We start from the raw sequence: 18889 nt of genomic DNA on the forward strand, positions 1-18889 counted from the left end.
CCCCTTGACCTGTCGTCCTACCGACCGCAGAATACATGCAGATTCTAAATTTAGAGCCTATATATAAACCCTGGGTTACCAACAGATTCCGAGTGAGGCGATCGTGACGAGTCCGCAGAGGACCCAAGTTGCCCAAAAGACTCAGCCCGACTGGTGGCGGCAGGCCGTCGTCTACCAGATCTACCCGCGCAGCTTCGCCGATGCCAACGGCGACGGCGTCGGGGACCTGCCGGGCATCATCAGTCGAGTCCCGTACCTGGTGGCGCTGGGCATCGACGCGGTCTGGCTGAGCCCGTTCTACCCGTCGGCGCTGGCCGACGGCGGGTACGACGTGGACGACTACCGCAACGTCGACCCGCGGCTGGGGACCCTGGACGACTTCGACCAGCTGATCGAGGCGCTGCACGCCGAGGGCATCAAGCTCATCGTCGACATCGTCCCGAACCACACCTCCGACCGGCACGAGTGGTTCGTCGAGGCGCTCGAGGCGGCCAAGGGCGAGCCGGCCCGGGAGCGGTACATCTTCCGCGACAGCCCCGACGGCGCCCCCGACCAGCCGCCGTCGGACTGGGACTCGGTGTTCGGCGGCTCCGCCTGGGCCAAGACCGACGACGGCCAGTGGTATCTGCACATGTTCGCCGCCGAGCAGCCCGACCTGAACTGGCGGCACCCGGAGGTCCGCGCGGACTTCATGGAGACGCTGAAGTTCTGGTCCGACCGCGGGGTGGACGGCTTCCGCGTCGACGTCGCGCACGCGCTGGTGAAGGACCTGTCCGAGCCGTTCCCGTCGAAGGCCATGCTGCCGCGGCAGTCGGAGTCGAACGGCAAGCACCCGCTGTGGGACCAGGACGGCGTCCACGAGATCTACCGCGACTGGCGCAACCTGCTGAACACCTACGACCCGCCGAAGTCCGCGGTCGCTGAGGCGTTCGTACCGGCCGCCCGCCGGGCCCGGTACGCGAGCGCCGACGGGCTCGGGCAGGCGTTCAACTTCGACCTGCTGCAGGCCGACTTCGAGTACGAGAAGTTCCGCAAGGTGATCGAGGAGAACCTCGCACTCGCCGAGGAGAACGGCTCGTCCTCGACGTGGGTGTTCTCGAACCACGACGTCGTCCGGCACGCCACCCGGTACGGCCTGCCGAAGAACCCGAAGGGCGGCTGGCAGGACGGCAAGGACTGGCTGCTGAGCAACGGCACCGAGCCGACGGTCGACGTCGCGCTCGGCCTGCGCCGGGCCCGCGCCGCGACGCTGCTGATGCTCGCGCTGCCGGGATCGGCGTACCTGTACCAGGGGGAGGAGCTCGGTCTGCAGGAGGTCGGCGAGCTGCCGGCCGCGAACCTGCAGGACCCGGCGTACTTCCGCTCGAAGGGCGCCGACAAGGGCCGTGACGGTTGCCGGGTGCCGATCCCGTGGACCGTCGACGGGCTCTCGTTCGGCTTCGGTCCGGGCGGATCCCACCTGCTCCAGCCGAAGTGGTTCGGGGCGTACTCCGTCCAGGCGCAGGAGGGCGACCAGGAGTCGACGCTGAGCCTGTACCGCAAGGCCCTCGCCGTACGGCGTGGTCTGCGCACCGGCAACTCGCTCACGTGGGTCGACGCGACGGACTGGGTCCTGCACTTCACCCGCGACGGCGGCTGGCAGTGCATCACGAACTTCGGTGCGGCTCCGGTCGAGCTGCCCGACGCCGCGGTCGTACTGTCCAGCGGCCCGCTCGAGGGCGACAAGCTCCCCAGTGACACGACTGCCTGGCTGATCTAGCCAGGTCCCACAAGACTCGTTCCGGTCAGGCCGTCGGCCCTGTCGACTGCCCTCCCCCTGTGGCCGGAGCGACCCGTCGGAGCAGGTGCGGTGGTGGATGCGGCGGGGCGGTCGCACCACCACCCCCTACCGGCGGAACTGGTTGTGGCGGGGGCACCGGGCGGCTGCCCCCGTCACAGTCCAGCTCTCGATCCCGCAGGTGTCAGGATAAGCACCGTGACGACGCTTGCTGATGTGATCGCGGTTCTCGATCGGCTCTACAACCCGGCCTGGGCGGAGTCCTGGGATGCGGTCGGGCTGGTGACCGGTGATCCGGAGCAAGAGGTACGGCGGGTGTTGTTCGCCGTGGATCCGATGCGGGCTGTCATCGACGAGGCGATAGAGGGCGGGTTCGATCTGCTCGTCACGCATCACCCGTTGTTGCTGCGCGGTGTGAACAGTGTCGCGACGACGACGCCGAAGGGCCGGGTGATCAACGACCTGATCCGCGGCGGCGTCGCGCTGCAGGTCTGTCACACCAATGCCGACAACGCGAACCCGGGCGTGAGCGACGCACTCGCCGCCGCGATCGGGCTGCAGGAGACGCGGCCGTTGAAGGCGATGCCGGCCGATCCGATGGACAAGGTGGTCGTGTTCGTCCCGGTCGAGGAGACCCAGGCGATGCTGGATGCGCTCGCGAAGGCCGGCGCCGGACAGATCGGCGCCTACGAGCGAGCTGCCTGGAGCGGTCCGGGCGAGGGAACGTTCCGGCCGCTTGAAGGCGCGAACCCGGCGATCGGCAGCGTCGGCGACATCGAGGTCGTCCCGGAGAACCGGGTCGAGATGATCCTGCCGCGGCACCGGCGCCGCGCGGTGGTCGAGGCCCTGATCGCGGCGCATTCGTACGAAGAACCGGCGTACGACATCTATGAGTTGGCGCAGCAGCCGAGCGAGCGCGGCGGCGGGCGGATCGGCGTACTCGCGGAGCCGTTGCCGCTGGCGGATTTCGCGCGACTGGTCGCGGAGAGCCTGCCGCGGACCGAGCACGGCGTGCGCGTCTCCGGCGACCCGGACCGGACGATCGAGACCGTCGCGGTGGTCGGGGGAGCGGGCGATTCCGAGTTCGATCGGGTCCGCGCTGCCGGCGTCGACGCGTACCTCACCGCCGACCTCCGGCACCATCCCGCGACCGAGGCTCGGGCGTACGGCGACCCGGCGCTGGTCGACGTCGCGCACTGGGCCAGTGAGTGGCCGTGGCTCGCGGATGCGGAGCGGCTCCTGCTCGATGGGCTCGCGGCCCAAGGCAGTACCGTGGACACTCACATCTCAACACTTTGCACGGACGCATGGACCTTGCGGATCTGAGTGCGCCGCCACGACCTAAGATCGTGTCTAGTGGTTCCTCGCCTACTGCGCGGCACTCGGCACGGCACCTCGCCGCACGGGTGCAAAGGCCACGATGCTCCGCATCGAGACCTTCGCCCCCGCGCACCGATGCACCGCACCGAGCACCTGCTCGCTACGGCGACGAACCACTAGACACGATCTAAGGAGCCGACTCTGAACGCCGAGCCCGCCGTCCAACGCCGGTTGCTGGACCTGCAGGATCTCGACCTGCAGCTGGATCAGGTCGCGCACAAGCGCGCGTCGTTGCCCGAGCACCAGGCCCTCAAGGACCTGGCCGCCGAGAAGTCCGTCGTCGACCGTGAACTGGTCACCGCCGACACCGAGGTCAGCGACCTGCAGCGCGAGCAGAAGAAGGCCGACAGCGACGTCGAGCAGGTCCGGCAGCGGAAGGCGCGCAACCAGCAGCGGCTCGACTCGGGACAGGTCACCTCGCCGCGCGACCTGGAGAACCTGCAGCACGAGATCGGTTCGCTCGACCGCCGGATCTCCGACCTGGAGGACTCCGAGCTCGAGGTGATGGAGAAGCTCGAGGCCGCCGAGGTCGTGCAGGCCGACCTGCGGGCCCGGGCCGAGGCGTTCGCCGGCCGGCAATCCGAGCTGGAGACGAGCCGCGACTCGGCCCTGAAGGAGCTCGACGAGCAGCGTGCGCAGGTCAGTGACAAGCGGACCGCGGTCGTGGCCGAGCTTCCGGAGCCCTTGGTGACGCAGTACCAGCGGCTGCGTGAGCACAACGGTGGCATCGGCGCGGCGCCGCTCGTCGGCAAGCGCTGCATGGGCTGCCGGATGGAGCTCGCCCCGTCCGACCTCAACGCGATCAAGGCGGCCCCGCCGGACGCCGTACTGCGGTGTGAGGAGTGCGGCCGGATCCTCGTCCGGACGTCGGAGAGCGCGGTATGAGCATTTCGCACGTCATCGTCGAAGCTGACGGTGGATCGCGGGGCAACCCGGGGCCGGCGGCGTACGGCGCGTTGGTGCGCGACCCGACGACCGGTGAGGTGATCGCGCAACAGGGCAGGACGCTCGGGATCGCGACCAACAACGTCGCGGAGTACTCCGGTCTCATCGCCGGGCTCGAGCTCGCCGCGGAGTACGCGCCGGATGCGTCGATCGAGGTGCGGATGGACTCGAAGCTGGTCATCGAGCAGATGGCCGGCCGCTGGAAGATCAAGCATCCGGACCTGAAGCCGCTGGCGATCAAGGCGCAGGGTCTCGCGCCGTTCGGCACCGAGTGGACCTGGGTGCCGCGCGCGCAGAACTCGGCCGCCGACGCGCTCGCGAACAACGCGCTCGACGGCGTGCCGATCCCGTTGAAGCCGGAGGCCGCGGGGCCCGGCCCGGCGGCGGTGCAGGAGCCGTCCGATCTGCAGAAGGCGTTGCAGGGCTGGGGTGCGCAGGCCGAGCCGCCGACGCAGCTGATCTTCCTGCGGCACGGCGAGACGCCACACACCGCGGAGAAGCGTTTCTCCGGTGCCGGCGGCGACGATCCGGCGTTGAGTGACACCGGTCGCGCGCAGGCGGTTGCCGCCGCGGAGTACCTGTCGCGGATCGGCGGGGTCGACGCGTTGGTGACATCGCCGATGCTGCGGGCCCGCCAGACGGCCGACGCGGTCGCGTCGACACTCGGGCTCGAGCCGGTCGTCGACGACGACTGGATCGAGTGCTCGTTCGGCGACTGGGACGGGCACACGTTCGCCGAAGTACAGCAGAAGTGGCCGGATGCATTGAATGCGTGGCTGGATTCGACGACGGTCGCGCCGCCCGGTGGCGAGTCGTTCGACGCCTGTGCGCGGCGGGCCCGATCGGCACGGGACGGGCTGCTGGCTCGGCACCCGGGCAAGACCGTCGTCGTGGTGACCCACGTGACGCCGATCAAGCTGATGGTCCGATCGGTGCTCCAGGCCCCGATGGCATCGATCTTCCGGATGGAACTGCGCCCGGCAACCCTCACCGAGATCCACTGGTACGCCGACGGGCTGGCGTCGCTGCGCTCCTTCAATGTGCAGCCGTCGCTAGTCTGACCTCATGCCGCTGCAGAGAGTTCACTTCGCCGAAGATGTGCCGGAGGTGTTCCGGGCGTCGTTGCAGGACATTCGACGGGAGCAGGAGGTTCCCGCCGACTTCCCGCCCGAGGTGACTGCGGCGGCCGTAGCCGCGGCGGCGAACGTGCGGCTGCCGAAGCTGGACCGGACCGACATCGAGTTCGTCACGATCGATCCGCCGGACTCGATGGACCTCGACCAGGCGTTGCACATCGAGCGGACTCGTGACGGTGACAGTGACGGCTACACCGTGCACTACGCGATCGCGGATGTCGGCGCGTTCGTCCAGGCCGGTGATCCGATCGACGTCGAGGCCCGCAAGCGCGGCGAGACGCTGTATGCCCCGGACAAGCGCACCCCGCTGCATCCGCCGGAGCTGTCCGAGGGCGAAGCGTCATTGCTGCCCGACCAGGTCCGGCCGGCTCTGCTCTACACGATCACGGTCGACGCCCGCGGCGAAGGCACCGGGGTCGTGTGCGAGCGCGCGCTGGTGAAGTCGCGCGCCAAGCTCAACTACGCCGGCGTGCAGAAGGACCTCGACGCGGGTACGGCGTCGGAGTCGTTGCAGCTGCTCCGCGAGGTCGGGAAGCTCCGCGAGGAACGCGAACTGGAACGCGGCGGCGTCAACCTGCCGATCCCGGACCAGGAGGTCGTCACCTCCAACCACGGCTGGGGCCTGGAGTTCCGCGCACCGCTGCCGGTCGAGGGCTGGAACGCGCAGATCTCGCTCCTCACCGGCATGGCCGCCGCGGAGCTGATGATGAAGGGCAAGATCGGCATCCTGCGCACACTGCCCGAATCGCACGACGACCTGCGACGCAAGCTCGGCAACACCGCCAAGGCTCTCGGCATCGTCTGGCCGGACGACACGACGTACGCCGCGTTCATCCACGGGCTCGACCCGAAGGTGCCGGCCCACGCGGCGATGCTCGCGGCGTGCACGGTGCTGTTCCGCGGCGCCGGGTACGTGGCCTTCCAGGGCAGTGTTCCGGCGTCGCCGCAGCATGCCGCGATGAAAGCGGAGTACGCGCATGTCACCGCGCCGCTGCGTCGGCTGGTGGACCGTTGGACCGGGGAGATCTGCGTCGCGCTGTCGGCAGGCACCGAGGTGCCGGCGTGGGTGCGCGAGTCGATGGACGAGATCCCGAAGATGATGGACGACGCGGACCGGCGGGCGCATGCGTACGAGCGGTCGATCGTCAGCATGGTCGAGGCGGGTCTGGTCGCGGACCAGGTCGGGTCCGAGTTCGACGGCGTGATCACCGACGTCGACGAGCGGGACAAGAACCGCGGCATCGTCGCGCTGTCCGCGGTCGCGATCGAAGGCCGCGTCACCGGTACTGCGTTGCCGCTCGGCAAGGAGGTCCGCGTGAAGCTGGTCGAGGCCGACATCGCCAAGCGGACCGTGTCCTTCGAGCTAGTCGGCTAGGTAGTCCTCCAGCGCTGCTGTCGTCCGCTCCAGGTCGCCGGTCGCGAGCAGGTCGATCAGCGCACCGCGGAGCATCGCCAGTACGCCGGTACGCCGTGCTACCGCGTCGGGATCCGGCTGTGTTGCCTCGAGCAACTCGAGCCAGTCGTCCACCGTCGAGCGCGCGAAGTCCGCCCACGGCCCTTCCGGCGCGACCAGGGACCGCCCGTACGCCTCGACCCAGAACGTCATCAACGGACGCCGCTCCGGAGCCGACATCCAGGTCCACAACTCGCGTGCGACCACCTCAAGCCCGGGCGGTACGTCGTGCTGCTCCTGGATCCGGCGGAGCAGCTCGAGCTCGTCGGCGCGGGCGCGGGCGAGGAGCGCCCGGATCAGGCCGTCCTTGCTGTCGAAGAGGAACAACAGCACGCGCGGGCTCGACCCGATCGCGGTCGCGAGTGGGCGGAGCGACAGGTCGGCCAGGCCGTGGGTGAGCGAGTAGGCGTACGCGCGTTCCAGTAGTTCTTGCTGACGTGCGGACGGGCCTTCCTTGGTCGTCGGCATGGGTTTAGTATCTCTTACTGAAACAGTCGTGTCAGTAGATCGGGTGGACGAAATGATCAGAAAGCTGGGGCAGCCGGGTGATCTCGGCTGGGTGGTGCAGTCGCACGCGGAGATTTACGCGGCGGAGTACGGCTGGAGTGCGCAGTACGAGGTGTTGATCGCGCAGATCGTGTCGGCGTACGCGTCCGACCATGACGACGAGCGTGAGGCGGCGTGGATCGCCGAGGTGGACGGGGAGCGGGCGGGCAGCATCTTCTGCGTGCGCGGGCCGGACGAGACGACGGCGCAGTTGCGGCTGCTGCTGGTGACGCCGGCGGCGCGGGGGCTGAAGCTCGGTGCGCGGTTGGTCGACACGTGTCTGGAGTTCGCCCGCGGCGCCGGGTACAAGCGGATGGTGTTGTGGACCAACGATCCGTTGGTTGCCGCGCGCCACATCTACCTGTCGCGCGGCTTCCGGCTCACGGCCACCGAGCCGCACGAGATGTGGGGTGACTCGTTGGTTGGCCAGACCTACGAGTTGGACCTCTAGGTCCGGCAGGCCGGAGCGCCGGGTGACGGGGTGTTGTAGATCGCGTGTGACAGGAAGGTGTTGAGGTACCCGTTCGTGACGGCGAGCGCGTGGCGTGGGCCGACGCTGCCGAGGGGCAGGAACTTCCGTAGCGGGTAGGCCAGGTAGTAGACGCCGTAGTCGGTGAAGTTGAAGTGCCGGCTGCCGGGGATCGTGGCGCACCACGACGCGCCATTGCTTGCTTTGAGCAGCGACAGCGCGCGGTTGCGGTCCGTGTCGTTCTTCGCGTCCGGGCCGCAGACGCTGGTGATGCAGGAGTCGTCCGCGCCGAGCAGCATGATCGGCGCCTTCACGCCCTTCGTCACCACGTCGCCGAACTGGCTGCCGTCGAGGTCGACGGCAGCCGCGCACCGTTGGTCCTGCCGACAGGCCTCGAGCGATGCCGCGCCGCCGAACGAGTGGCCGACGTACGACGGCCCGACCGCGGTGTCGACGGAGCCGGGGAGTTGTTTCGCGACCATGCCGGCGGCGAAGCGCGCGTCGGCCGACCAGACGGTCACGAGATGGTCGCCGACCTGTTGCGATCCCTCGGTGCTGTCGCCGAGGTTCGGCGGGTTCGCTTCCGGCTTGCTCTCGACGGTCTGCCCGCCGAGGACGGTGAGGTTCGCGCTGTACGTCGGCGTGACGCCCGCGACGAGGTATCCGTGACTGGCGAGATCCTCGGCGATGGCGGCGTACATCGGCGCGGACAGGCCCATACCCGGCATCAGCACGACGACCGGGAACCGGCCGGGTGCGACCGCGACCCGGTCGAGGGCACGGTCCTGCAGGGTGTCGAACGGTCCTTGGAAGAGCGAGATCGGCGACTTGAGATGCAGGCCGCTCCACTGGCCGGGGGCGTACTGGACGCGGCGGCCGGTGGTCTCCTTCGCGACCGGGTACCAGAGCCAGACGGCGAGCTTGCGCGGACCGTTCGTGTACGGGTCGCGGCGTGGCGTGTCGGTCCACTCGAACGTCCGCCGGCCGACCTGGTAGTTGCCGGTCGGCTCCGGCAGCGATACCGGTTCGGACCGCTGTACCAGCACCCAGCCGACGTACCCGGCGCCACCGAGCAGGACGATCAGCAGCAGGATCACGATCCCGGTCCGCACCCGTCTGCGCATGCGGCCAGTTTCTCATCGTCTGCGGGTCGAACCGGGCTCCGACCCACGCACGCGTGGGCCGGAGCCGGATCGTTCAGCTGACGGACTGGATGATCACGTCCCCCGAACCGATGAGGACGTTCGCGTCCGTCCGGGCCTCCACGTTGCCGTAGAGGACCCGCCCGGCAGCAGGTACGCCGGTCGGGGTCACCGTGGCCGGAACGGTCCACTGTGCTCCCGCGGCCCTCGGCGCGTTGGCATCGGCGACGGCGATGGAACCGTACACCGAGTTGATCAGCACATCGCGATAGTTGTACGTCGTCGTCCCCGACGGTACTGCGAACCCGTCGACGAGGATGACCCAGATACCCACCGCGGGATTGTTCACGGTGAGCGCCTCCACGGCGGTACTGCCCGCACTCTGCGCTGCCAGCACGCAGGAGCCCGTCGTGCAGTTGTAGGCGAACAGGTCGAGGTCGGCGTTGATGTCACTCGCGCCGCCGATCGCCGCCCGGAGCGACGTCGTACCCGGCGTGACATTGACCTGGAACTGCTGCTGGGCTGCGTCGGCGATCGTCGGAGTGGCCAGCTTCGCGCTGCCCAGCGCCGTCCCGACAGCCCTTCCGGTGAAGGGCCCTTGCTGGTTCGTCAGCGTGTACGAGCGGTTGATGGGCTGGCCGAGCGTGCCGCTGGCGATCACGTCCGGGTTCGGCGAGACCGAGACCCCGAGCAGCGATGCCGACAGCGTGTACGGCGTGTTCAGCAGGTCCGACGTACGACGGGCCTCGACGGTGATCTCCCAGACGCCCGGCTGCGGGTTGCTGACCGTACGGCTGAGCGGATCGCCTCCACATGTCCCACCGGGGACCGGCGGGCTGTAGCAGTAGAGGCTGTTGGTGTCACCGGATTCGCTCGGTACGCCGTACGGGCTGAACCGGAGGAATCGTGCCTGACCGGTGCCGGGTGTGGCGTCCGGACCCGACAGATCGACCTTGAACGCAGCCACGCCTGCCGGTACCCGGAAGAAGTAGCTGGTCTTCTGGTTGCGGCCGATCATGCCGCTGACCGTCTTCGACGGTGCTGCTGTCGTCAGGCTGTACGGCACCACGATCGTGTTCAGGGTCTGGAACTCGATCCCCGGGGAACTGGGGTCGTCGAACTGGAGCAGCGCCGAGTGTGCGCCGACGGACTTGGCCTTGACCAGGACCGGTAGCGACACGTCCGTGTTGAGCGGCAGCTTGACGTTGCCGGCGGTGACGAAGGTGCCGTCGCCGCTGAGCCACGACAGGTTGTACTTCACCGTGCCGGCCGGTCCCGAGGTACGCCGCAACGTGTACGTGCGGGTGTACTGGGTGCCGAGCACCACGCCCTCGCGGTCGTTGATGCCGGTGCCGATGCCCGGTGTCTTGAGGAAGCCGGACAGCGCCGTGCTGACCGGGACCGCGGCGGTGATGGTGTCCGTCCGCGGGCTCTTCTGCAGCAGGTTCCACGCGGCGGCGACATTGGCCAGACCGTTGCCCTGCTCGTAGGCGCTGTAGTCGGTCAGGAACCGCGCCGACGAGAACAGCGACTTGCGCAGTTGTGCCGGCGTGACCGACTTGCCGTTGGCCTGTGCGGCACTGAGCAGCAAGGCGGCCGCTCCGGCCATCTGTGGCGAGGCCATCGACGTGCCCTGGAACATGCCGTAGCCCGGCGGCAGCGTGTACGTGCCGACGACCGGCTGCCCTGGTTGCCAGGTCGGGACGGCCGAGATGGCCGAGCCCGGTGCGACGATCTCCGGCTTGAGAGCGCCGTCCTCGGCCGGACCACGGGACGAGAACGGATGCAGGTTCTCGGCCGGACCGGTCTTCGAGCCGTAGTTCGCCAGCCAGCTGGCGCTGGTGATGTACGAACCGACGCTGACGACCTTCGACGCGACCGCGGGGTCGCCGATCGTGTTCATACCCGGTCCGCTGTTACCGGCCGAGAAGAACATCTGGACGCCGTACGTCTCGATCAGCGAGTTGTACAGCTCGGCGCGGGCGTTGTTGCCGTCGTTCAGCGCCGGCAGGCCGCCGATCGACATGTTGATCACGTTCACGTGGGCCTGGGTGACCGCGTAGATCATGCCCTCGAGCAGTGCGTGGTTCGTGCAGCCCGCGATGAACAGACACACCCGGACCGAGACCAGCTTGGCGCCCGGCGCGGCTCCGCTCATCTTCCCGCCGAGGAGCTTGTTACCGGCCACGATGCCCGCGACGTGCGAACCGTGCGCGCCGGAGACGATGCCGATGTTCACGACGTTGTCGGCCGGGTCGGTCTGGACCACGAACGGCATCGACTCGTTGATCGGCGTCGCCGGGTTGTCCGTGCCGAACGTCCCGACGTCGTAGTTGACCTTGTAGTCGGTCATCGCCGGGTTGTCGGCGAACGTGCCGTTCTGGTTCGTGTCGACCCAGACCCTGCCGGTGGTCTTGTTCCAGGCGACGCCGAACGTCCCGCTCGAGCCGGCCGGGTTGCCATCGCGGTTGACGTCGTTGCCGAGCTCGCCACCGAGGCGCGGGTCGCGTTCGTTGAAGGTGCCGGTCTGGACGGGGCCTTCGCCGGGCAGGCCGACCGTGCTGCCGTCGACCGTGGTGTTCATCTGGATCCACGTCGGGTCGTTGTCGGCGTTCACATTGCCGACGAACGTCGGGTCGGTGTAGGTGACCCAGTCGACGATCTTGCGCTCACCGGTCGAGGTCGTGTTCAGCGCCGGGTGGCTCAGGTCGACGCCGGTGTCGAGGATGCCGACCGTCGTACCGCGCCCGTCCCAGGTCGGGTGGGCGTTGACGAACTGCGCCGAGCCGATGTCGCCAGTCGGCATGTACGGGTTCACCCGCGGAGTCGTCGCCTTCGGCGGCTGCTGCGGCGTCGGGTCGACGGTGCCCTCGGGGCGCGGATTCTCGAGCGGAATCACCTCGTCGACGTCGGCGGCCTTGACGCCCAGGACGTTCGCGACGTCCTCCGCCTTGTCGATGTTGACCTTGACGCGCAGGTACCCGATCGAGTCGGTGCGCTTCTCGACGGTGCCGCCGAGCTTGGCGACCCGCTGCGCGACGTCGTTGCTCTGCCCCTTCTCGGCGGCGACCAGCAGCGTGACGGTTTTCTGGCCCTTGGCTCGCGCTTTCTGCAACAGCAGTTTGTCGCTGTAGCCGAGATCCTTCTTCGCCCTCGGCGGATCGGCGGCGGCCGGCGTGACCCCGGCCATTACCCCCACAAGGACTGCGGCGAGCGCCACAACCCCGACTTTCCTGGTTCGAGACAGCATTGTGCGAATCCCCTCCCGTGACCACGTACCCCTGACTCGTTACAGTTCGTGACCCCCAGGAGGCACATTCGCACCAAAAGTCATGAACCACCAGACCTCAACCTGGAGAAAAACCCTTGCATCGGGATGTCGAACCGACGGATCCGGCTCCGACGTAGCCGGAGAATCTCTCTGGAGGAGGACGTATGAACCTGCCCGACGTTGTGTCCCGGGACGAGTGGCTGGCGGCGCGGGAAGCGCTGCTGACGGAGGAGAAGGCGTTCACGAAGCAGCGGGACGCCCTGAACACCCGGCGGCGGGAGCTGCCCATGGTGCTGGTCGACAAGCCGTACTCGTTCATCGGCGCATCCGGCCCGGCGGGCCTGCTCGACCTGTTCGAGGGGCGCAACCAGTTGGTCGTGTACCACTTCATGTACCAGCCTGAGTGGGACGCCGGCTGCCCGAACTGCACCGGCTTCGTGGACGAGATCGGCTCGCTGGAGTACCTCCACGGCGCGAACACGACGTTCGCGCTGGTGTCCCGCGCGCCGTACGAGAAGCTGGCCGCGTACCAGGGAGAGCGCGGGTGGTCGTTCCCGTGGTACTCGTCGTACAGGAGCGACTTCAACTACGACTACCAGGTCACGCTGGACGAGTCCGTCGTACCGTTCGTGTACAACTACCGGACCAAGGCCGACTGGGACCTCCGCCCCGACAACGACTTCGTCCAGCAGGACCAGCCCTTCGACCTCCACGGCCTGAGCTGCTTCCTCCGCGTAGGGGACGCCATCCACCACACCTACTCCACCTACGGCCGCGGCCCCGACTCCATGACGTTTACCCCCACCGCCCTGGACCTGACCGCCCTCGGCCGCCAGGAACCCTGGGAGAAGCCGGCCGGCCGAAGCCTCCCGCCTACTGACGACCACTGCCACTGACCAGCCGCACGATCGCGGCGGCCCGCTCGTCGGGGGAGAGAGCCGCCGCATCAACCACAAGATCGAACTCGCCGTCCATCCCGTACCCGTAATGCCCGCGCGCATTGCCGATGTGCCGCCCATGGTTCCGCTCGTCCTCGCGCCGCTCGATGACGTCCAGCGGCGCTCGGACGGCGACCCAGCACACGGCGTACCTTTCGACGGCTCTCCGCCAGGCAGGCATGATCGTCTCGTTCACCGGCATCTCGTCGAGGATCACGTTGTTGCCGGCGTCGAGCAGGGCGACGACCGCGGCCCGCATCCCCGTCAGCAGCCGCTCACCGGCGTCACCGTAGTAGGTGACGATTCGCGGCTTGCCGTCCTCGTCCGTGACTGTCTCCTGCCAGAACCCGGGCCCGGGCCCCCGCCGATGCCCACTCCAGTCCGACGGAAACATGTCATAAAAGTGATCCAGTCCGACGACCAGATAGGGCTCGTCAAGCAACGATTGCAGGCGCCGCGCAGTCGTCGACTTCCCTGCACTCGACGTACCGACCAGACCGATGAGTCGTCCCGGCATACCCGTTTTCACCTTCTTTATTCGGAGACTTGTCTGCTGTGGATAACTGGTTGTCTCAGAATCCCTTGAAAATAAGGGGTTCTGAGGTTGGAAAACTGTCGGTGGCGGTGTCTAGAGTTGTCGGCATGGAGGTCCTTGGCGAACGACCCGTCTGGTCGATGAGCGACAGCGAGAAGCTGTCCGCTCTCGACGCGGTCGTCGCGGAGAAGGCCCGCCTGGAGACCCTCGAGCTCCACCTCATCGCAGCCATCGACCAGTCCGGCTACGCCACCGATCTCGGCGCCGGCGACACGGCTCGCCTCCTGACCCATCGATACCGCACCGACGCCACCGAAGCCCGGCGCCAGGTCCGCATCGCCACCAACCTCACCAAGTACGCCGCCACCACCGCAGCTCTCCCCGACCCCAGCACGCCCTTTACCGGCCCGGCCACCGCACATCCGGCTGAGGTTGACGACCCAAACGAGGCTGTGGACGAGGTGCGGGATGGAGGTACTCCGGGGTGGCGCGTCTCGCCTGCCCAGGCGGCCGCGATCGTCTCCGTCCTGAACCAGGTCCCCGCGACGGTCCCGGCCGAAGACCTGGAGTTCGCCGAGCACCAACTCATCGACCTGGCCGCCACCCACACCCCGACCGAGCTCCGCCGCGCCGGCCGCAAGATCCGCGACATCCTCGACCCCGACGGCCCCGAGCCAGACGAGAAGGCGGCGTACGAGCGGGAATCCCTCACGCTGAAGACCGTCGACCGCGGCGTCACCTTCCGCGGCTATCTCGCCAACGAGAACGCCGAACTCCTCCGCACCCTGATCCACGCCCACGCCAGGCCCCACAAAACCATCGACGGCCAACTCGACCCCCGCCCGCGCGACAAACGCCAAGCCGACGCCCTCACCACCATCCTCGCCACCGCAACTAACACCGCGCCAACTGCCTCGAGATCACGAGCAGGCACAGCCACCTCACCCGAGCACAACCACGCCGTCGCGCCTGAGCCAGTCCTGCCGGCACTCGATGGAGCTGTTGGATCGGCGGATGACGCCGACGTGGGCAACGCGACCGAAGCGGCCAACAGCGCCGACAGCGTCGACAGCGCCGGCGACAACTTGGTACCGGGTCACGGACCGAAGCCGCACATCAGCATCACCATCGACTACAACGACCTCACCGCCGCGACAGCCAACGCCACCGGCCAGCTGATCTTCGGCGACAACCTCTCCGCCGCGACCGTACGCCGCCTCGCCTGCGACGCCCAGATCCTCCCCATGATCCTCGGCAGCAAGTCACAACCCCTCGACGTCGGCACCACCCAACGCCTCGTCACCCGCCCCATGCGCCGCGCCCTCAACGCCCGCGACAAAGGCTGCGTCATCTGTAACGCCCCACCCATCCAGTGCGAGGCCCACCACATCATCTCCTGGCTCGACGGCGGCCCCACCGCCATCAACAACCTCGCCCTGCTCTGCAAACGCCACCACCTCGACCTCCACTCCGGCCACTGGCACATCCGCATCCTCAACGGCACCGTCCACGTAACCCGCCCCACCTGGGCAAACCCCACCCCCATCCCGCCCACCAAATACAAGCCGCCCACCGCCGACGTCGTCCACCACCCCCCAACCCCACCGCCCACCCCCTGGTCCGACGGCCAGCCCACCACGCCCACGACCGACCCACCCACCCCAACCGCCCCGCCGCACCCCGACGACTTCGACCCTTGGGGCGACATCGAGTCAGCCACGCGAACGACTGCTGACGCCGACGCGCGCGCCTCGGCGGCCCCGGCCCCATGCGATGCCCGTGACAACGCCTGCTCACGTGGGGAACGCCCGCACCTCGCACCGTGGGCTGACCACGCCGCCGGCTAAGCCGCTCGGCGTACTGCCCCGCCCATCGGCTGATCGTGCCGGGCACGCCGCGGGCCGGCTGTCATCGTGTCGGTATCGCGCGCTCAGGTGAGGCCGGCTACCGGACGGCCGTGGGCGCTCGTATTCGCTGGACGTCTGGACGTCTGGACGTCGCACGGCGGTCAGGACACTCTCGACCAGACGAGCTGCACCCGTCGCCAGCCGTCTACGCCGTTCCCGCGGACCGGGGATCGGTGGACACAGGCGCCGTACGCCGGTGTATGTTCCCCGGTTGGCGGCCCGCGTCGTCAGGTGCAGCCCCCGGCTGGACCGGCGACTCCGAGCCAGAGTCTGGAGACAAGCAGGCAGGCTCCTCTCCAGCAGGCTGCTGGGCGGCATCTGGAACACCCGTCGCGACGCGTACTGCGGCATGCGCCAAGGCCGCGAGCCTCCGCCGACGCGGTGCCGTCAACGCACTCGTGGGCAGCGCACCAGCCGCTACTGCGCGCGCAGTTCGCTCCATGACGAGACGCGGGGCGCGGGAGATCAATCTAGTCGCGTCGTCCCCGTCGATCCCAGGCGGGACGTCGGCCCAGCCAGTCGGCAGGAGCGCCGACCAAGCACGCGACCGCGCGGCAGCGCGCGAATCGCCGGCGGTAGCCGGCAACACTCCCGCGGGGCTGGCCGAGGTGTGGAACGGGTCGGTCTGTAAGCCGGATTCTGTGGTGGCGATCATCCATCTACGGTGACCGTTGCCGGGCACCTCCAGCGGCCTACCCGCGAGCTCGGGCGGGCAGCCCTCGGACGCTCGCGCGGGTGGTGGTTGCCCACCGCCCTTCTTGGCCTTGCTCCACGTGGGGTTTACCGAGCCTCCGCAGTCACCTGCGGAGCTGGTGGTCTCTTACACCACCGTTTCACCCTCACCCGCACTCCCATGAACCACGGGGTTCATCGGAGCCGCTGGCGGTCTGTTCTCTGTGGCACTGTCCCGCGGGTTGCCCCGGGTGGGTGTTACCCACCACGCTGCCCTGTGGAGTCCGGACTTTCCTCGGCGCCCTGTGAAGGACGACGCGATCGCCCGACCGACCCGTTCCTTGCCATCAGGATACGGCCTCCGCGGACACCTCGGGCCACAGGCCATCGGCACCTCGCTCGTACGGGCGGACGTCGACCACCGCGTCCAGGTTCAACGGGCCGTAGATGTGCGGGAAACTCATGCCGGTCCCGTCCAGGTCCTCGTCGCACAGGGCGGACACCAGCCGGCCGGTGTCGATGACGAGCAGGCAGAGCGGCTGGTCCACGTCGTCGTACGCGAAGTTGGCCACCATCGCGACCTGTTCGGGCCGGGACGCATGGATGAACGTAACGCCGTCGTCGAGGCTCTTGCCCCGGGTCGACCACCGGTAGCTCCCGGCCTCGCGCGCAGCCTCCCACTGGTCCACGAACGCGATGTGCAGAATCGTCGCCATAAACCCAACGCTAGCGGCTGCGACCGTGGATTAAGGTGCTCGACATGGCTGACGAGGAGCAGACGGAGACCAAGTCCGATACCAAGTCCGAGACCGAGACCAAGCCTGCGAAGCCGGTCGACGACCTGGTGACGTCGCAGCACACGGTGACGGTCGACGGGCAGGAGCTGCGGTACACGGCGACGACCGGCCGGATCGTGCTCCGGGAGGAGGTCTACACCGACGGCAAGTTCGAAGGGCTGAAGCCGAAGGCCGAGGTGTTCCTCACCGCGTACACGCTGGACGACGCCGACGCCGCGGATCGTCCGGTGACGTTCGCGTTCAACGGCGGACCGGGGTCGTCGAGCATCTGGCTGCACCTGGGGCTGCTCGGCCCGCGCCGCGTGGTCTCCGGCGATGTGGGTGAGCTCGCGCCCCCGCCGTACTCGATCGTCGACAACGAGGAGACGCTGCTCAAGTACAGCGACGTCGTGTTCATCGACCCGGTGTCGACCGGGTTCTCGCGTGCGGTCGAGGGGGAGAAGCCGGGGGACTACCACGGGTTCACCCGTGATCTGGAGTCGGTCGGCGAGGTGATCCGGCTGTGGACGTCGCGGAACGGGCGGTGGATGTCGCCGAAGTTCCTGGCCGGCGAGTCCTACGGTACGACGCGCGCCGCCGGGCTGTCCGCACACCTGCAGCAGCGGTACGGGATGTATCTCAACGGCGTCATGCTGATCTCGGTCGTGCTCGAGTTCGGCACGCTCGACTTCACGCCGGGCAACGATCTGCCGTACACGTTGTTCCTCCCGACGTACGCCGCGATCGCGCACTACCACGGGATGGTTCCGGACCGGTCGCTGGAGGACCTGCTCGCCGACGCGGAACGGTTCGCGGCCGGGCGGTACCCGAATGCGCTTGCCCAGGGCAACCGGATCCCGGCGGACTACCGTGCCGAGGTCGTCACCCGGCTGGCCGAGCTGACGGGTCTCAGCGAGGACTACATCGACCGGGTGAACCTGCGGATCGAGCACGGCCGGTTCTTCGCCGAGCTGCTGCGGGCTCGACGGCTCGTGGTCGGCCGGATCGACGGTCGCTTCACCGGCTGGGATCCGGACGCGGCAGGCGAGCGGCAGGACCGGGACCCGTCGATGAATGCGATCACCGGTCCGTACGCCGCGGCGCTCAACCACTATGTCCGCGTCGAACTCGGGTACGAGAACGATCTGCCGTACGAGGTGCTCAACATGGACGCGGCGAAGAACTGGTCGTTCAAGGAGTTCGAGGGCCAGCAGATCATGGTCGCGGACAAGCTCGCCGAGGCGATGCGCGTCAACCCGCACCTGAAGGTGTACGTCGCCTCCGGCCACTACGACGGCGCGACGCCGTACTTCGCCACCGAGCACACCCTGGCCCGGCTCCAGATCCCGGCCGACCTGACCGGCAACATCGAGACGAAGTACTACCCGGCCGGCCACATGATGTACATCCACGAAGACTCCCGCATCCAGCAGGCCGCCGACCTCGGCGCCTTCATCGGCGGCGCCTCCAACCGATGATCCTCATCCGCCACTCCGGCGCCCCGCAGCCGCTCGCCGTACCAGGCGTCGTACTGCGCCCGCCGGCGGTGGCGGACACGGTCGAACTCGCCCGCTTGTACTTCGACGCCTACGACCCCGGCACCGCCGCGGAAACCGAGCAGGACGCACTGGACGACATCCAACTCACCTTCGACGACGGCTACGGCGTACTCACCCCGGCCCTCAGCCGCCTCGCCTGGTACGACGACAAGCTCGTCGGCGCCCTCCTCGTCGTAGAACGCGCCCCCTGGCCCGACACCCCCGACTGCCCCTTCATCATCGAACTCTTCACCGCCCGCACCCACCGCCACCTGGGCATCGCCAGACTCCTCCTCAACCACTGCGCAGACGTGACGGTCGCCCTACGCGTAGAGGCCAACAACCTCCCGGCCCTCACCCTCTACCGCAGCGCAGGCTTCGAAAGCGTTGCTGACGGCAACTGA

Annotated in this window: 15 protein-coding genes and 1 other RNA gene; 10 read left to right on the forward strand and 6 right to left on the reverse strand. The window is 68.4% G+C overall.

Translation table 11 applies throughout. From position 1 onward, the window contains the following. The first annotated feature begins 103 nt into the window (after window positions 1–103). From OHA10_RS24760 to OHA10_RS24780, 5 genes are all read left to right on the forward strand, one after another. Window positions 104–1759: a glycoside hydrolase family 13 protein gene (locus OHA10_RS24760; protein ID WP_371401146.1), complete on the forward strand. Its 1656-nt coding sequence runs from the start codon at window positions 104–106 to the stop codon at window positions 1757–1759. A gap of 216 nt (window positions 1760–1975) precedes the next feature. Next, window positions 1976–3103 (forward strand): Nif3-like dinuclear metal center hexameric protein, encoded by a 1128-nt coding sequence (locus OHA10_RS24765; RefSeq protein ID WP_371401147.1) that lies wholly within the window; start codon window positions 1976–1978, stop codon window positions 3101–3103. Window positions 3104–3328: 225 nt separating this feature from the next. Continuing rightward, entirely contained in the window at window positions 3329–4042 is a 714-nt protein-coding gene (locus OHA10_RS24770) for a zinc ribbon domain-containing protein (protein WP_371401148.1), read from the forward strand. Further along, window positions 4039–5163 carry a bifunctional RNase H/acid phosphatase gene (locus tag OHA10_RS24775; RefSeq protein WP_371401149.1) on the forward strand — a complete coding sequence of 375 codons (1125 nt, stop codon included), beginning with the start codon at window positions 4039–4041 and terminating at the stop codon, window positions 5161–5163. The genes OHA10_RS24770 and OHA10_RS24775 overlap by 4 nt, the downstream gene beginning before the upstream one ends. Window positions 5164–5167: 4 nt before the next feature. After that, window positions 5168–6613 (forward strand): RNB domain-containing ribonuclease, encoded by a 1446-nt coding sequence (locus OHA10_RS24780; protein ID WP_371401150.1) that lies wholly within the window; start codon window positions 5168–5170, stop codon window positions 6611–6613. Here the strand turns inward: OHA10_RS24780 and OHA10_RS24785 are convergent. Continuing rightward, a complete protein-coding gene (locus OHA10_RS24785; protein ID WP_371401151.1) occupies window positions 6602–7159 on the reverse strand; it encodes a TetR/AcrR family transcriptional regulator in 558 nt (185 codons plus the stop codon). The genes OHA10_RS24780 and OHA10_RS24785 overlap by 12 nt on opposite strands. Before the next feature lie 52 nt (window positions 7160–7211). Between OHA10_RS24785 and OHA10_RS24790 the strand changes: the two genes are divergently transcribed. After that, window positions 7212–7688: a GNAT family N-acetyltransferase gene (locus OHA10_RS24790; protein WP_371401152.1), complete on the forward strand. Its 477-nt coding sequence runs from the start codon at window positions 7212–7214 to the stop codon at window positions 7686–7688. On the opposite strand, the gene OHA10_RS24795 is transcribed toward OHA10_RS24790, so the two are convergent. Both OHA10_RS24795 and OHA10_RS24800 read right to left on the reverse strand, forming a co-directional pair. After that, window positions 7685–8830: a hypothetical protein gene (locus tag OHA10_RS24795; RefSeq protein ID WP_371401153.1), complete on the reverse strand. Its 1146-nt coding sequence runs from the start codon at window positions 8828–8830 to the stop codon at window positions 7685–7687. The genes OHA10_RS24790 and OHA10_RS24795 overlap by 4 nt on opposite strands. A gap of 73 nt (window positions 8831–8903) precedes the next feature. Beyond that, window positions 8904–12038, reverse strand: coding sequence for a S8 family serine peptidase (locus tag OHA10_RS24800; RefSeq protein WP_371401154.1), 3135 nt, complete (start codon window positions 12036–12038; stop codon window positions 8904–8906). Between the two features lie 245 nt (window positions 12039–12283). On the opposite strand from OHA10_RS24800, the gene OHA10_RS24805 reads away from it, so the two are divergent. Next, entirely contained in the window at window positions 12284–13015 is a 732-nt protein-coding gene (locus OHA10_RS24805; RefSeq protein ID WP_371401155.1) for a DUF899 domain-containing protein, read from the forward strand. Here the strand turns inward: OHA10_RS24805 and OHA10_RS24810 are convergent. After that, window positions 12993–13574, reverse strand: coding sequence for an AAA family ATPase (locus OHA10_RS24810; protein ID WP_371401156.1), 582 nt, complete (start codon window positions 13572–13574; stop codon window positions 12993–12995). The genes OHA10_RS24805 and OHA10_RS24810 overlap by 23 nt on opposite strands. A gap of 125 nt (window positions 13575–13699) precedes the next feature. Here OHA10_RS24810 and OHA10_RS24815 point away from each other — a divergent pair, with 125 nt between their 5' ends. Further along, the gene (locus OHA10_RS24815) at window positions 13700–15439 is read left to right on the forward strand and encodes a DUF222 domain-containing protein (protein ID WP_371401157.1); all 1740 of its coding nucleotides are present in this window, start codon (window positions 13700–13702) and stop codon (window positions 15437–15439) included. 672 nt (window positions 15440–16111) lie between these two features. On the opposite strand, the gene rnpB is transcribed toward OHA10_RS24815, so the two are convergent. Further along, an RNA gene (rnpB, locus tag OHA10_RS24820) (RNase P RNA component class A) lies at window positions 16112–16508 on the reverse strand. A gap of 10 nt (window positions 16509–16518) precedes the next feature. After that, a complete protein-coding gene (locus tag OHA10_RS24825; RefSeq protein ID WP_371401158.1) occupies window positions 16519–16887 on the reverse strand; it encodes a DUF952 domain-containing protein in 369 nt (122 codons plus the stop codon). Window positions 16888–16931: 44 nt separating this feature from the next. Between OHA10_RS24825 and OHA10_RS24830 the strand changes: the two genes are divergently transcribed. Both OHA10_RS24830 and OHA10_RS24835 read left to right on the forward strand, forming a co-directional pair. Continuing rightward, window positions 16932–18425: a S10 family peptidase gene (locus OHA10_RS24830; RefSeq protein ID WP_371401159.1), complete on the forward strand. Its 1494-nt coding sequence runs from the start codon at window positions 16932–16934 to the stop codon at window positions 18423–18425. Beyond that, entirely contained in the window at window positions 18422–18889 is a 468-nt protein-coding gene (locus tag OHA10_RS24835; RefSeq protein ID WP_371401160.1) for an N-acetyltransferase family protein, read from the forward strand. Before OHA10_RS24830 ends, OHA10_RS24835 begins: the two co-directional genes overlap by 4 nt.

This window comes from Kribbella sp. NBC_00662 (genome assembly GCF_041430295.1).
Lineage (GTDB): Bacteria > Actinomycetota > Actinomycetes > Propionibacteriales > Kribbellaceae > Kribbella.